Source organism: Streptomyces sp. NPDC052299 (genome assembly GCF_040679335.1).
Classification (GTDB): domain Bacteria; phylum Actinomycetota; class Actinomycetes; order Streptomycetales; family Streptomycetaceae; genus Streptomyces.
This window is the reverse complement of record NZ_JBFAUP010000028.1, coordinates 1-13,626: the sequence shown is the minus strand read 5'-3', so window position 1 is coordinate 13,626 and position 13,626 is coordinate 1. Positions and strand designations below refer to the sequence as shown.

14 protein-coding genes are annotated in these 13,626 nt (G+C 73.6%); 8 read left to right on the top strand and 6 right to left on the bottom strand.

What is annotated here, in order from left to right; translation table 11 throughout:
* Window positions 1-179: 179 nt before the first annotated feature.
* Entirely contained in the window at window positions 180-1,127 is a 948-nt protein-coding gene (locus AB0L33_RS32175) for an RNA polymerase sigma-70 factor (RefSeq protein WP_365687043.1), read from the bottom strand.
* The gene (locus AB0L33_RS32170; protein ID WP_365687042.1) at window positions 1,124-2,344 is read right to left on the bottom strand and encodes an FAD-dependent oxidoreductase; all 1,221 of its coding nucleotides are present in this window, start codon (window positions 2,342-2,344) and stop codon (window positions 1,124-1,126) included. The genes AB0L33_RS32175 and AB0L33_RS32170 overlap by 4 nt, the downstream gene beginning before the upstream one ends.
* A 112-nt stretch (window positions 2,345-2,456) precedes the next feature.
* Between AB0L33_RS32170 and AB0L33_RS32165 the strand changes: the two genes are divergently transcribed.
* Both AB0L33_RS32165 and AB0L33_RS32160 read left to right on the top strand, forming a co-directional pair.
* A complete protein-coding gene (locus tag AB0L33_RS32165; RefSeq protein WP_365687040.1) occupies window positions 2,457-3,056 on the top strand; it encodes a CGNR zinc finger domain-containing protein in 600 nt (199 codons plus the stop codon).
* A 3-nt stretch (window positions 3,057-3,059) separates the two neighbouring features.
* Window positions 3,060-3,455 (top strand): SRPBCC domain-containing protein, encoded by a 396-nt coding sequence (locus AB0L33_RS32160; RefSeq protein WP_365687039.1) that lies wholly within the window; start codon window positions 3,060-3,062, stop codon window positions 3,453-3,455.
* 24 nt (window positions 3,456-3,479) lie between these two features.
* Here the strand turns inward: AB0L33_RS32160 and AB0L33_RS32155 are convergent, their stop codons facing one another.
* Complete coding sequence (locus AB0L33_RS32155; RefSeq protein ID WP_365687038.1) at window positions 3,480-4,697, bottom strand: FAD-dependent monooxygenase; 1,218 nt, start codon at window positions 4,695-4,697, stop codon at window positions 3,480-3,482.
* A gap of 12 nt (window positions 4,698-4,709) precedes the next feature.
* The gene (locus AB0L33_RS32150; RefSeq protein WP_365687037.1) at window positions 4,710-5,534 is read right to left on the bottom strand and encodes an alpha/beta hydrolase; all 825 of its coding nucleotides are present in this window, start codon (window positions 5,532-5,534) and stop codon (window positions 4,710-4,712) included.
* Window positions 5,535-5,634: 100 nt separating this feature from the next.
* Here AB0L33_RS32150 and AB0L33_RS32145 point away from each other — a divergent pair, with 100 nt between their 5' ends.
* Window positions 5,635-6,465 carry a helix-turn-helix domain-containing protein gene (locus AB0L33_RS32145; RefSeq protein WP_365687035.1) on the top strand — a complete coding sequence of 277 codons (831 nt, stop codon included), beginning with the start codon at window positions 5,635-5,637 and terminating at the stop codon, window positions 6,463-6,465.
* 40 nt (window positions 6,466-6,505) lie between these two features.
* On the opposite strand, the gene AB0L33_RS32140 is transcribed toward AB0L33_RS32145, so the two are convergent.
* Window positions 6,506-7,201: a TetR/AcrR family transcriptional regulator gene (locus tag AB0L33_RS32140; RefSeq protein WP_365687034.1), complete on the bottom strand. Its 696-nt coding sequence runs from the start codon at window positions 7,199-7,201 to the stop codon at window positions 6,506-6,508.
* Between the two features lie 296 nt (window positions 7,202-7,497).
* Between AB0L33_RS32140 and AB0L33_RS32135 the strand changes: the two genes are divergently transcribed.
* Together AB0L33_RS32135 and AB0L33_RS32130 are read left to right on the top strand one after the other, a co-directional pair.
* A complete protein-coding gene (locus AB0L33_RS32135; RefSeq protein WP_365687033.1) occupies window positions 7,498-7,920 on the top strand; it encodes a VOC family protein in 423 nt (140 codons plus the stop codon).
* 123 nt (window positions 7,921-8,043) lie between these two features.
* Window positions 8,044-8,700 carry a maleylpyruvate isomerase N-terminal domain-containing protein gene (locus AB0L33_RS32130; RefSeq protein ID WP_365687032.1) on the top strand — a complete coding sequence of 219 codons (657 nt, stop codon included), beginning with the start codon at window positions 8,044-8,046 and terminating at the stop codon, window positions 8,698-8,700.
* 13 nt (window positions 8,701-8,713) lie between these two features.
* On the opposite strand, the gene AB0L33_RS32125 is transcribed toward AB0L33_RS32130, so the two are convergent.
* Window positions 8,714-9,070, bottom strand: a complete 357-nt coding sequence (locus AB0L33_RS32125) for a hypothetical protein (RefSeq protein WP_365687031.1) — start codon at window positions 9,068-9,070, stop codon at window positions 8,714-8,716.
* Window positions 9,071-9,388: 318 nt separating this feature from the next.
* Between AB0L33_RS32125 and AB0L33_RS32120 the strand changes: the two genes are divergently transcribed.
* From AB0L33_RS32120 to AB0L33_RS32110, 3 genes are all read left to right on the top strand, one after another.
* Window positions 9,389-10,183: an alpha/beta fold hydrolase gene (locus AB0L33_RS32120; RefSeq protein WP_365687030.1), complete on the top strand. Its 795-nt coding sequence runs from the start codon at window positions 9,389-9,391 to the stop codon at window positions 10,181-10,183.
* Between the two features lie 117 nt (window positions 10,184-10,300).
* Window positions 10,301-12,928 (top strand): AAA family ATPase, encoded by a 2,628-nt coding sequence (locus tag AB0L33_RS32115; protein WP_365687028.1) that lies wholly within the window; start codon window positions 10,301-10,303, stop codon window positions 12,926-12,928.
* 71 nt (window positions 12,929-12,999) lie between these two features.
* A partial coding sequence (locus tag AB0L33_RS32110; RefSeq protein ID WP_365687026.1) for a polyketide synthase occupies window positions 13,000-13,626 on the top strand: 627 nt, incomplete at its 3' end.

Here is a 13,626-nt window from a genome sequence, read left to right as displayed (position 1 = left end):
GGGAGTTCGGGGGACGCGGGCGGGGCCCGGCCGCGTCAGTGACGGGGCGCCACGACGTGACCGGGCGCGTTCCGCCGAGCCGCTGGCGACTCGTTGACGATCTTGTAGCCGCCGCACCGGCAGGCGTGGCAGGCGGAGCGGCGCCGCCCGTTTTCGACCCGATCGGGCGAGGGCGACGGCTACCGCGCTCCGGGGTCGTAAGTGATCCCCTCGGAGACCGCCCGCAGCTTGTCCGGGTTGGCCACGTTGTGGATCGCGGCGATGCGCCCCTGCGCGTCGAAGTCGAAGGTCACGGTGGCGATGACGCGGTCCGGGCCGCTGAACACCATGCCCGGACCACCGTTGATCTCCGTGAGCTCGGCCTTCATGTCGCCGGGCTCGACGCCCTGGTAGGCGACCGTGCCGATCGCCGAGAACCAGCCCGCCACCGTGGCAGCGCCGGTCACCGGGCGCAGGGCCTGACGGACCTTGCCGCCGCCGTCGGTCCACAGGGTGACGTCGGGGGAGAGGAGTTCGAGGAGGGCGTTGACGTCACCGCCCGTCGCGGCGGCGTGGAAACGTTCCGCCGCCTCGCGCTGCCGCGCCCGGTCCGCCTCGAAGCGCGGGCGCCGGGCCCGCACGTGCTCACGCGCGCGGTGCGCGGCCTGCCGTACCGCCGCCTCGGAACGCTCCACCGCCTCGGCGATCTCGGCGTGGCTGAAGGCGAACACCTCCTTCAGCACGAACACCGCGCGCTCTAGCGGACTGAGCGTTTCGAGCACCACCAGCATGGCCATCGACACCGACTCGGCGTCCAGCGCGGCCGATTCGGCGTCCGGGACGGGCTCGGAGGGACCCTCGGTCAGGATGGGCTCCGGCAGCCACGGCCCGACGTACGTCTCCCGCGCGTACCGGGCGGACCGCAGCCGTTCGAGCGCCAGGTTCGTCACGATCCGGGTCAGGTACACCTTGGGGTCGGCCACGTGCGAACGGTCCGCGGCGGACCACTTGAGCCAGGCGTCCTGGACGCAGTCCTCGGCGTCGGCGGCGGTGCCGAGGACGCGGTACGCCACGGAGAACAGCAGCCGCCGGTATTCCAGGAACACCTGCTGACCGGGATGGGCGAAACGGTCGGCGTCGCTGGTCACTTGTCTCCTCGGACACGGGTGAAGCGGCCGCCGCGCGGCCAGAACGCGCCCGACGCGGGCATCTTCTTCATACGGCCGTACGTCGGCCAGGGCGAGGCGGTCACGGTCTCCTTGTACCGGACGGCCACCGCGCCCACCAGGCAGATCCGGCGCGGGCTGTCGTCGGGCCGGGTGAACTGGACGACCGCGTCGCCCCGGCCCAGGCTCACCGGTGTGTGGTAGTAACCGAACCGGAAGGGCTTCGGCTGCTTGCCCCTGAGGGCCCGGTCGATCGACAGGGCCGCGTGCACCCCGGTCGGCATCCCGCCCTGGCAGGTCCCGTGCATGACCCCGTAACCCTGGCGGATCGCGGCCGCGTCGCCGACCGCGTACACCTCGGGGTGCGAAACGGAGCGCAGCGCACGGTCGGTGACGATGCGTCCGCGCTCGTCAACCGCCAGGCCGGCGGCGGCCGCCAACGGCGCGACCCGGGTGCCGCCCGTCCACAGGACCGCGTCGGCCGCGATGCTCTCGCCGCCCTCCAGCTCCACCGAACCGGCGAGCACCTTCGCCACGCGGACGCCGCCGCGCACCCGCACGCCGAGCCGGTCGAGCGCGGCCCGCACGTGCGCCGCCGCCTTGTCGTTCATGGTCGCGCCGGGCTCCGTGCCGCCGAGCAGGACCACGTCGAGGCGCGGGTACCGCTCGGCGATCTCCGCCGCCGACTCGATGCCGGTGAGACCGGTGCCGATGACGGCCACGGTGCCGCGCCCGTCGTCGCGGCCGAGGGCTTCCAGCCGTTCGGCGAGCAACTGCGCGTCCTCGGCGCCGTCCAGCGTGTACGCGTGGTCGTCGGCGCCCGGCACCGCCGAGGTGTCGGCGACCCCGCCCAGCGCGTACACCAGCGTGTCGTAGGACAGGACGCGCTCGTCGTCGACGCGTACGGTCCTGGCCCCGGCGTCCACCGCCGTCACCCAGCCCCGCGTGAACCCCGCGCCCGTGCCCTCCAGCATCTCCGGGACGCTCATCGTGTCGAGGGGGCGGCCGGTGGCGGTCATGTGCAGCCGCATCCGCTCGGTGAACCGTTCCCGCGCGTTCACCACGGTCACCCGCACGGCATCCCGCCGCTTTCCGGTCCGGGCCGCCAGTTGCACGGCCGCCGCCATTCCCGCGTATCCGGCTCCCAGTACCACCACGTGGTGCGCGTCCTGCGTACGGGTCCTCCGCTGTGTGTTCATGACCGGCCCTTCCCTCATCGGTTGCTGACGACCAGGGGATGGGGGCAGGGGCCCCGGATGTGACATGGCGCGATTGTGGCGCCCGTCATAGGTAACCCCTTATAGTGGTTACATGAATGCTGCGCCCTTGGGGCTGACCCTGCGGTCCGTCACCGGTGTCACCTACCGGTTCGACCCGGGCGCCCTGTGCCTGGAGCTGCTGACGACCGGCGGCCCCGGGCCCTACCAGCGGTACGAGGTGCTGCACGGACCCGCCGACGTCACCGCCTGGGCGGAACGCTCCCGGCTGACCCCGACCCCCGAGCTGGCCGTCACCGCGGTGGAGGTCGAGGCGGTACGGATGCTGCGCGACGCGCTGTTCCGCGTGGTCATCGCCCATACGCGCGGCGAACCGCACCCGCCCGGCGACCTGGCGGTCATCAACGAGGCCGCCGCCCGCCCCGCCCTGGCTCCCGCCATCGCCCCGGACGGCAGCCGTCGGTGGTCCGGGACCCCCGGCGGCACGGCGCTGGCCGCCACCGTCGCGCGCGACGCCGTCGAGCTGCTGACCGGCGCCCACGCGCACCGCATCCGCACCTGCGCCGCCGAGGACTGCCACCTGATCTACGTGGACACCTCGCGCCCCGGCCGCCGCCGCTGGTGCTCGATGGAGCACTGCGGCAACCGTCACAAGGTCAGGGCGCTGCGCGCCCGCCACTCCGAGGAAGGATGACCGATGCCCACCGGACTCACCAGGGACACGGGCTGGCAGATCGGCGTGTCCCGCACCCTGCCCCACCCCCCGCCCGTCGTCTGGGACTTCATCAGCGGCCCCGGAGGGCTCGCCCTCTGGCTCGGCTCGGACACGGAGCTGGTCCCGGAGCGCGGCGCGCCCTACCGCACGGCCGACGGAGTGACCGGTGAGGTGCGCGGGTACCGTCCGGCGGACCGCATCCGCGTCACCCACGGCACCACCACGCTCCAGGTGGCCATGGCCCCGGCGGCCGACGGCGCCCGCACCATGCTCCGCTTCCACCAGGAACACCTGGCGAGCGCGGAGGAACGCGAGCGGCAGCGCACCCACTGGCAGCGGGTGATGGATCAGGTGGAGGTTGCGCTGGACCGGCTGTAGGAGCCCTTCGCTTCCGTGCGACCGTCAGCGGGCGCCGGCCGGTGCGTAGTCCTCCACCGTCATCGCGTCGTAGAGCCGCGCGCTGCGCGTCGTGAGGCGGAGCAGCGCGCGGCCCGGCCCGGCGGGCAGGGCGGAGACCAGCCGGGCACCCTGCGCCAGGCCCCAGCCGCCCGTCCGCGACGTGGGTATCAGCGTCCGCGCAGCGCTCGACGCCACCGCGCGGCTGCCGCGTACGTGCTCCGCCATCACCCCCTCGTACGCCGGGAACGCCCGCTCGTGGTCGCCCCCGGCGCGGGCCAGCTCACCGGCCAGGACGTACGCGCCGACCACGGCCAGCGTGGTGCTGCCGCCGACCGTGGGACCGGGGCAGTAGCCCGCGTCCCCCACGAGCGTCACCCGCCCCCGCGACCAGCTGTCCATCCGGAGCTGGCTGATCGAGTCGAAGTAGAACGCCGGGGTGCGGTCCAGTTCCTCCAGCCACCCGTCCACCTGGGCGTGCAGCCCGGCGAAGGCCCCGCGCACCAGCTCCTTCTGCCGGGGCACGTCCCGGTGGTCCCAGTCGAGTTCGCGCGCGCTCCGGAACAGGAACAGGACCCGCGCGTCGTCCAGATGGCACGCCCCGTACGCCCCGGCGGTGCGCCCCACCCCGACGTGCATCAGCAACTCCCCGTCCGGGCCGGAGACGTTGGGCAGGCTCAGCACCGCGAAGTACGCCCCGAGGAAGGAGCCGCGGCCCGCGTCCGCGCCGAAGACGAGGCGGCGCACGGTGGAGTGCAGCCCGTCCGCGCCGACGACGAGATCGAAGCGGCGGGGAGCGGCGTGCTCGAACGTCACCTCGCCGCCCGCTCCTTCGGCGACCGAGGTGACCGAGTCGCCGAAGACGTACTCGACGTCGTCGCGGGTGGCGTCGTAGTAGATCGTGGTGAGGTCGTCGCGCATGACCTCGACGTGTCGCTCGGAGGCACCGCCGAAGATTTTGGTGAGGTCCGCCCGGACGGGCCGCCGGGCGCCCTCTCGGAAGACGCTCAACCGGTCCGTGCCGGTGGCCCGCTCCTCGATGCGCGGCAGCACCCCCATGCGCTCCGAGATGTCCACCGCGGGCCGGAACAGGTCGACCGCGTGGCCGCCGGTCCTGCGCAGCGCCGGGGCGCGCTCCACGACGGTGACCTCGAAGCCGTACCGGATGAGCCAGTGGGCGAGCACCGGACCGGCGATCCCGGCCCCGGAGACGAGAATCCGCACGACGCCCTCCCCTCAGGCGTGCAGCGCGGCGAAGTCCAGCAGGGGCCCCGCGACCCGGGGCGGGTCCTCCAGGATGGGCGAGTGCCCGAGCCCCGGCAGCAGTTCCACCCGGGCACCCGGGACGGCGTGGTAGTCGGCGGCGGACGCGGAGCGCCAACGGCGATCGTCCTCGCCGAAGAGCACCAGCAGCGGCTTCCCGGGCACCGCAAGCCGCTCCGGCAGCGCCCGCTCCTCCAGATAGGCGCGGGTGGCCCGCATGGTGGCCGTGAACGAGTGCCACGTCATGGCCCGCACCTCGTCCAGCAGCACGTCCGGCACCCGGTAGCCGGGGCGGCTGAAGCCCGTGCTCGCGAACTGCCGGATCTGCTCGTCGCTCGGCGGCCACTGCGCCGGACCGGCGGCGCCGGAGCCGGTGGCGATGAACGCGCCCAGACTCGGCCCGGTGTTGACGAGCACCACCGCGGCCACCAGCCCGGGGCGCTCCTCGACGAGGGCCGTCGCGGTCACCCCGCCGCTGGAATGGCCCACCACCACGGCCCGCCCGACACCGAGCCGGTCCAGCACCTCGCCGGTCCGCCGGGCCTGGTCCGGGATCGCGTAACGGTCGTCGTCCGGCTTGTCCGACCCGCCGTGCCCGAGCAGATCGACCCGTACGACGCGGTGCGTCCCGGGCGCCGTCAGCAGGGGCACCAGCGCGTCCCACGAGCGGGCCGAGGATGCCGAACCGTGGATCAGCAGGAGCACGGGGGCCTCGCGCGGCCCGTCCTGGCACACATGGATGGTGTCGCCGTCGTCCAGCGTGAGGAGGGACGACTCGGTGGTCCTGGAAGCAGTCATGCCCCCACTGTCGCGACCTGCCCCGTCCGCGTATTGAACGAATGTTCCGGGTGGCGGGGACGGTCCCCTCGTAGCACGGTCCCCCTCGTAGCATGGAGGGGTGAACACGTTCACGCACGGTACGGCTGTGTGGGACGTCGCCCGTCCGCAGCGGCCGAGCCGGGTGGCCGGAGTCACCATGGCCGGGTTCGGCGTGCTCGCCCTGGACGAGTTGCGCATGGTCCCGCACCCCGCGGTCACGCTGCTCCTCGAATTCGGCGCCGGCACGCCCGTGCTCGACCACTCCACCGGTGATCAGCAGCGCGGGTGCCTGGTCGCAGGACCGGGGCTCGGTTCCGGGGGAGCGGTGCGGGTGCGCGGGGAGAACGTGGAGTGCGTGCAGGTGCGGCTGTCCCCGGTGATCGCCCGCGCCGTCCTCGGCGTGGAGCCCTCCGGGCTCGACGGTGCCGTCGTCCCGCTGGACGCCCTGTGGGGCCGTGAGGCGTCCCGGATTCGCGAACAGCTCGGCGAAGCCCCGTCCTGGCAGGCCCGCTTCGCGCTCGTGGACGCCCTGATCACCCGCCGGTACGGGGCCGGGGCTCCGGTGGACCCGGAGGTGGCGTGGGCCTGGCGGCGGCTCACGGCGGAGCACGGCCTGCCGAGGGTGGAGGAACTCGCCGCCGAGGTCGGCTGGAGCCGCAAGCGGTTGTGGTCCCGCTTCCGTTCCCAGCTCGGCCTGCCGCCCAAGCGCGCGGCGACCCTGGTCCGCTTCGACCACGCCGCCCACCGCCTGGTCGCGGGCGAGGGCCCGGCCCGGGTGGCCGCCGACGCGGGGTACGCCGACCAGTCCCACCTGCACCGCGACGTCATGGCGTTCACGGGAGCCACCCCGGCGACGCTGGCCGCCGAACCGTTCCTCGCGGTGGACGACCTCGCCTGGCCGGGGCGCTGACGGGGGCGTTGGAGCGGCCCGAGAGCGCGGTGGGCGGCCGTCAGAGCACGAGGTCCCGGTGGACCTTCGGGTCGGGGGAGGGCCCGGCGGCGTAACCGGCCAGCGGCTCCTCCAGCATCCCGAACGCGTAGTCGGCGGACGCCGCCAGCTCGTCGGAGATCCGGGCGTCGGTCCACCCGGCCAGGGTCAGTTCCTGGATGCGGTCGAAGAGCATGCGGTGGACGCTGCCGAGCAGGGCGGCGGCGGTGCGCACGGCGATGTCGTCGGGGGCGGCGCCGGTGGTCTCGGCCAGGGCCTCGGCGAGCCGGGCCTCCCGCAGGTCGTGCAGATCGCGCAGCCGGGCCGTCAGCGTGGGGCTGTCGGCGACCATCCGGGCGAACTCGGGACCGGAGAAGCCCGCGACCGGGTCGGCGGCCGCGACCGCCTCGGTGAATGCCTGGCGCAGGGCCGTCAGCGCGGACTCGCCCGGCGCGCGGTCCGCGACCGTGGCGGCCAGCGACCCGGTGAAGGCGTCCTGGTGGTCGAGGGCCAGATCCTCCTTGTGCGCGAAGTAGTTGGTCACCGTCTTCTTCGCCACGCGGGCGGCGGCGGCGATCTCCGCGATGGTGGTCTGCTCGAACCCCTGGTCGAGAAAGAGCCTGGTGGCGGCGTCGGAGATGAGCTGCCGGGTCTCCTGCTTCTTGCTCTCGCGGAGCCCGACGGGGGCGCCCGCGGCGGCAGTGGTCTCAGTAGTCATGGGGCAATCTTACCCTCGTAGCATTTTTATGTTGACACCCCTGAAGTCTCGGGCTAAGTTTACCTCCGTCGTAAAGTTCACCTCGAGCGACGAACGGATGGAACCCGTATGCCGAAGGCCCCTCGCCCCACCCCTCGCTTCCCTCTGCCGTCCCGCGTCTTCCGCGGCAGCCCCCAGCCGCGCCGGATGCCCCCGCCGGTGCGCAACCTCCCCCGGCGTGGCTCGTACTGACAGGGCCTCACCGCCCGGGACCACCCGCCCGCAGCCCCGCCCTCGCAACCGCACAGGAGACCTTCATGCAGTCGACCGTTCCGACCACCCCGACCGCCGCGATCACGACCACGACCCTCTCCTTGACCGTTGACGACGTCGCCGCGTCCCAGGAGTTCTTCACCACGCACCTCGGCTACACGGAGCAGGCCGCCGCGGAGGGCTTCGCCTCCCTCGGCCGCCCGGACGGGGCTGCCGACATCGTGCTGCTCGCCCGGGGGACGGAGATCCTGCCGCCCGAGCAGCGCGACCAGCGCGCGGCGGGCCTGATCCTGGCCCTCACCCTCGCCGACGGCATCAAGGAGGAGGAACGGCGGCTGCGCGAGGAGGGCGTGCGGATCACGCTGCCCCTGCGCGAGGAGCCCTGGGGCGAACGCCTCTTCCAGGTCACCGACCCCAACGGCGTGATCGTCCAGTTCGTGGAGTGGGCCGCCCCGCAGGAGGCGTGAGACCTCAACGCCCCTGGCGGGGAGGGGATTAGGGTGTGGGCGGCCCGCAGCGCGCGGGGCCGCCGCTCCAGTCGTCGTGGGCGGCGCGCACCTCGCCGACACCACACCCCCTAGCGTGGGGCCATGCATCCCTTCTCGCGTTCCTGGACGGCGCTGCTCGACGCCGTGGCCGGTCTTCCCGACGAGGACTTCGGGAAACCCTCGGGCTGTACGGGGTGGCTCGTCCGGGACCTGGTGTGCCACCTGGTCATCGACGCGCAGGACGTCCTGATCACGCTGGTCACCCCCACCGACGAGCCCGCCACGACCGACGCGCCCGGCTACTGGAACCTCCTGCCCGCGCCCCCGACGGGCGACGACCCGCTCGACGCGCTGATCCCCCGGCTGGCGGCCGCGTACGGCGAACCGCGCTGGCTGCGGCATCACATCGACGACGTCGGCACGGCGGCCGTCCGCGCCGCCGGTCTCGCGGACCCGGCCGCCCGGGTCCGTACGCAGGACATGGTCCTCACGGTTGCCGACTACCTCTCGGCATACGTCCTCGAAGGCACCCTGCACCACCTGGACCTCGTGGCCCACCTGCCCGCCGCCCCCGGGCCGCCCGCCGAGACCCTGTCCGTGGCGCGCGCCGCGCTGGAGGCCGTCGCGGATGCCGCGTTCCCCGCCTCGCTCACGGACACCGACGTGCTGCGGATCGGCACGGGCCGCAGCGCGCCGACCGCCGCGCAGGAGGCGGCCCTGGGCGGCCTGGCGGCGCGGCTGCCGTACATCCTCGGTTGAAGCAGCCGGCGCGTCAGTGACGCCCGGTCAGGTACACCGAGCGCAGCTTGAGCCGTTCCGTCGTGGGGTTTCCGTGCGGGCGCAGGGTCCACGAGTCGCCGGTGCAGTCGGCCCCGGTGAACACCATGACCCACTCGTCGGTCTCGTTCTGCGGGGCGAAGGCGGGCTCGGAGGCGCGGGTGTCGGCGACCTCGGGAAGCGTGACGCAGCCGGGGCTCGGGGGCTCGTGCAGGGTGACCGTGCGCGGCATGCCGTCGAGCCCGGCGAACGTGTAGGAGAAGTCCCCCTCGGCGGCGCTCGCCGACCCCGGCTGCGCGGCGAGGAGAGCGAGCGCGCCGAACGCGGCGGCCGCACCATGACGAAGCCTCATGAAACCCATGTCGACTGCACCCGTACCGATCCGGGGCACGCGCGGCCGCCCCGACGCCGGGTCCCGGCGGGCTGCCGGACCCGCAGGTCCTTTCCCTGAGCCCGGGCCCCGGATGCGCGAGGTCACCCGCGCGGGGGCGACGTAACGATTCTTCGTACTCCATGCGGAGCCCGGGGGTTCCCCCTTCAGTCGGCACCGCCGCCGCGCAGCTGCTCGGCGGCGGATTCACCCGCACAAGTACCGCTTAACCACCCATCGTTACCGTGCCCTCCGCGCACTCGACGAGTACCCGGCAACGAGCAGGGAGCAGGAACGGAAATGAGCACCATCGACACCGACACGGAGCTGTGGGTCCGCCGCTTCCACCCGGCCCCCGAGCAGCCGTACCGTCTCGTCTGCCTCCCGCACGCGGGGGGCACGGCCTCCGCCTTCTTCTCCTTCTCCCAGGCCCTCGCCCCCCACGCCGACGTCCTGGCCGTCCAGTACCCGGGCCGCCAGGACCGCCGCCACGAGCCTCCGATCACCGTCACCGAGGATCTTGTCGACGGCATCCACCAGGCGCTGCGGCCCTGGGCCGACCGCCCGCTGGTCCTCTTCGGGCACAGCATGGGCGCCGTACTGGGCTTCGAACTCGCCCGCCGCATGGAGGCGGAGAACGAACCGCCGCTCGGCCTGATCGTCTCCGGCCGCCGCGCCCCCCACATGCCGCGCCCCGACAGCGTGCACACCAAGGGCGACGACGCCCTCATCGCGGAGATCCAGCAACTGGCCGGTACCGACCCGGGGGTGCTCGCCGACGAGGAGATCGTCCGCATGGTGCTGCCCGCCATCCGCGCCGACTTCAAGGCCATCGAGACGTACCACTACCGCCCCGACCCGGGCCGGGAGAGGGCACTGAGCTGCCCGCTCAGCGTGCTCACCGGGGAGTCCGACCCCCGGGTGAGCCTGCACGAGGCGATGGAGTGGCGGGAGCACACCTCCGGAAACTTCACCTTCCGCAGCTTCCCGGGCGGCCACTTCTACCTCACTCCGCAGCAGGACGCGGTGACCCGCGCCATCGCCGACGACTTGGCGGCTCTGGGCCGGGAGCGGCTCGGCACCGCCGTCGGCTGACCCGGCGCGCGGAGTTGTGGCCAGGCAAGTACTGGCCACTGCCGAGCGGGGGTGAGCTCCGCGGCCGGTCCCTACGCTGGGCGGACAAGTGACGCCGCGCAACGGGGGAAATGGCTGATGACGCTCTTGTCCCGGGACACCGAACTCGCCCGGCTGCACGCCGCCTTCGCCGCGGCGGAGGCCGGTGCCACAGCCATCGTGCTCATCGAAGGGGCCCCCGGTTGCGGCAAGTCCGAAACGCTCAGGACCGTCGCCGGCACCGCCCGCGAACGCGGCGCGACCGTCCTGTGGGCCGCTGCCACCCCCGAAGGCCCCGGCACAGGCCACCGCGCGCTGGACGAATGGGCCGAGGCACTGCGCACACACTCCGCCCGGACTCCCGGGGCCGTCCCCGCCCCTGCCACGGCCACCGCCTTCACCGCGGCCGTCCGGGGGCTGGACGGTCCCGCACCGCTCGTCATCTGCCTCGACGACCTGCAGTACGCCGACGCGGCCTCCCTCGCCTGCCTCACCGGCGCGACCCGGGCTCCGCGCGGCACCGGCCTGTTCATCGCGCTCACCGGCCCGCTCGGCGGCCCGGGCGCGGACGCCCGTGACGCCGTCACCGAACTGCTGCGCCACCCGGGCTTCGACCGGATCCGCCTCGGCCGCCTCGATCGCGCCGCCACCGCCGCCCTCCTGCGCGACCGCCACCGGGGCGTGGCACGCGGCGAATCGGCCGACCGCCTGTACGGGCGCACCGGAGGTAATCCGCTGCTGCTCAGGGCCCTGCTCTCCGAGTACGACACCGCCCGCCCCGAACCGACGGGGCCGTTCGCCGACGCGGTGCGGGCCTGCCTCCAGCGCTGCGGGCGCCCCGCCCACGACCTCGCCCGCGCCCTGGCCGTCCTCGGGACCCACGCCACCGTCGAGCGCGCCGCCGCCATCGCCGGGGCAGCGCCGGCGGAAGCCGCCCGGGCCCTCGCCGCGCTGGACGAGACCGGACTCACAGACGGGCCCGCACTGCGTCATCCCGACATCGCCGCCGCCGCGCTCGAAACCCTCGGCGCGGCCGAGCGCACCCGGCTGTACGGCCGCACCGCCGAGGTCCTGTACGCCGACCGGGCCGAAGCCGAGACCGTCGCCTCGTACCTGCGCGTCCACGGCAGCGCCCCCGGTGACTGGGCCGTGCGTACGCTCTGCGAGGCCGGACAGCAGGCCCTTGCCGCCGACGAGGCCGAACGCGCCGCCGCCTGCCTGCAACTCGCCCACGCCGGCACCGACGACGAACCGACCCGGTGGCGGATCGGCCTCCAACTCGCCGCTCTCACCTGGCGCCTCACCCCCGCCGCCGCCGAACAGCACCTCGACGCCCCGCTCGCCGCACTGCGTGCCGGACGCCCGGGCGCCCCCACGGGCTCGCTGGCCCGTCTGCTCGTCGCCCAGGGGCGGGCGGCGGAGGCGGCGGAGGTACTGCGGCTCGCACCCTCCGGCGCCGCCGCCCTGCGCGACCTCTTCGCGGTCCCACCCGCCTCCGACAGCGACGACACCCTCCTCTGCGCCGCGCTGTGGACCCACCCCGGCGACCCCCGGGAAGCGTCCACCGCCGAACGGCTGCTCGACGGAACCCCGCTGGCCCACGACACCTTCGAACCGCTGGTCCAGGCCGTCCGGATCCTGCTGCACACCGGGCACCCGCGCCGGGCCGCCGCCCGGTGCGGCGAACTGCAGGCCGATGCCGAGCACCGCCGGGCCCGCGGCTGGCAGGCCATGTTCGCCTCGCTGCTCGGCGAGGCACTCGTCCACCTCGGTGACCTCGCCGGTGCCGAGCGCGCGGCGAGCGCTGCCGTGGCGGCGGTCGCGGGACGCGGCGGAACGTTCATGTACCGCCCCGTCGCGGTACTCGTGACCGCGCTCACCGCCATGGGCCGCTACGACGACGCCGCCCGGCACCTTCCGCTGCCCCTGCCCGACCGACTTCCCGACCAACTGCCCGGCACCGTGCACGCCCTGCCGTACCTGCAGGCACGGGGCAGGTACTACCTGGCCACGCACCGTGCCCAGGCCGCCCTGAGCGAGTTCCTCGACGTGGGCCGCCTGGCCGAACGGTGGGGCCTGGACCACCGCGGCGGTCTGCCCTGGCGCGTCGACGCGGCCGACGCCCTGCTGCGCCTGCGCCGCCCCGGTGAGGCACGCGTGCTGACCACGGCGCAGCTCGCCGTACCGGATATCGGCGCGCGGACCCGCGGCATGGCGCTGCGCCTGCACGCCGCGACCGAGGAGGCCCACGGCCGGCCCGCCCTCCTCACCCGGGCGATCGCCGACCTGCGAGGCTGCGGCGACCGCCTGGAACTCGCCAAGGCCGTGGCCGACTTCGGCCGGAGCCTCCAGACCATGGGCGAGGGGCCGCGCGCGGGCTCCGTCATCCGGCGTGCGTGGCGACTGGCCGACGAGTGCGACGCGACACCGCTCTGCGGGGAGATCCTGCCGGACCGGCGGCGCGGGGACGCCGGCGCCGAGGTACGTCGCTGCGCCCCGGCCACCGCCGAGCCCGACGTGGCCCTCCTCAGCCAGTCCGAACGGCGCGTCGCCGCGCTGGCTTCCGCCGGATACACGAACCGGGAGATAGGGGGCAAGCTGTTCGTCACGACGAGCACGGTCGAGCAGCACCTCACGCGGATCTACCGCAAACTCAACATTTCCCGTCGGCAGGACCTGCCGATCGACTTGCAGCTCGACATTCTCGAGCACGTCGGAGTCCAGTGAGCACGCAAGACGGGCTTTAGCCGGCGTTGTGACGATCGGCTTGGACCCCTGCGGTGCGACCTGGTGACGAAGTGGAGACAGGCATCATGAATCCGGACTTTGGCATGCCGAAAAACGGCCCTGTCGGCGCCATTGCTGTTGTCGGTATGTCGTGCCGTTTCCCGGGTGCTGAGGGTGGTGCGGGGGAGTTCTGGGAGGGGTTGGTCCGGGGTTTTGACGCGGTGGGTGAGGTGCCTGCGGATCGTTGGGACGGTGAGGGTTTCTACGATCCCGATCCGTCGGCGGCGGGGAAGTCGGTGGCTCGGCGCGCGGGGTTTTTGAGTCGGGTTGATGGTTTTGATGCGCGGTTCTTCGGTATTTCGCCGCGTGAGGCTGTGGCGATGGATCCGCAGCAGCGGTTGGTGTTGGAGTTGGCGTGGGAGGCGTTCGAGGACGCTGGTGTGGTGGCGGGTTCGGTGCGGGGGTCCGCTGCGGGTGTGTTCGTGGGGGCGATGGCGGATGATTATGCGGTTCTGGCGCGTCGGGGTGGTGTGGAGGGGATTGGTGCGTTCACGTCGACGGGTCTTGCGCGGAGTGTGATCGCGAATCGGGTGTCGTTTCTTTTGGGTTTGACGGGTCCGTCGTTGGTGGTGGATTCGGGTCAGTCGTCGGCGTTGGTGGCGGTTCATCAGGCGTGTGAGGCGTTGCGTCGTGGTGAG

Coding starts and splice junctions, on each gene's coding strand:
- AB0L33_RS32130 (WP_365687032.1), top strand. CDS start 8,044: ATGCATCCCTTCTCGCGTTCCTGGACGGCGCTGCTCGACGCCGTGGCC.
- AB0L33_RS32125 (WP_365687031.1), bottom strand. CDS start 9,070: ATGAGGCTTCGTCATGGTGCGGCCGCCGCGTTCGGCGCGCTCGCTCTC.
- AB0L33_RS32160 (WP_365687039.1), top strand. CDS start 3,060: ATGCCCACCGGACTCACCAGGGACACGGGCTGGCAGATCGGCGTGTCC.
- AB0L33_RS32140 (WP_365687034.1), bottom strand. CDS start 7,201: ATGACTACTGAGACCACTGCCGCCGCGGGCGCCCCCGTCGGGCTCCGC.
- AB0L33_RS32150 (WP_365687037.1), bottom strand. CDS start 5,534: ATGACTGCTTCCAGGACCACCGAGTCGTCCCTCCTCACGCTGGACGAC.
- AB0L33_RS32115 (WP_365687028.1), top strand. CDS start 10,301: ATGACGCTCTTGTCCCGGGACACCGAACTCGCCCGGCTGCACGCCGCC.
- AB0L33_RS32170 (WP_365687042.1), bottom strand. CDS start 2,344: ATGAACACACAGCGGAGGACCCGTACGCAGGACGCGCACCACGTGGTG.
- AB0L33_RS32165 (WP_365687040.1), top strand. CDS start 2,457: ATGAATGCTGCGCCCTTGGGGCTGACCCTGCGGTCCGTCACCGGTGTC.
- AB0L33_RS32120 (WP_365687030.1), top strand. CDS start 9,389: ATGAGCACCATCGACACCGACACGGAGCTGTGGGTCCGCCGCTTCCAC.
- AB0L33_RS32135 (WP_365687033.1), top strand. CDS start 7,498: ATGCAGTCGACCGTTCCGACCACCCCGACCGCCGCGATCACGACCACG.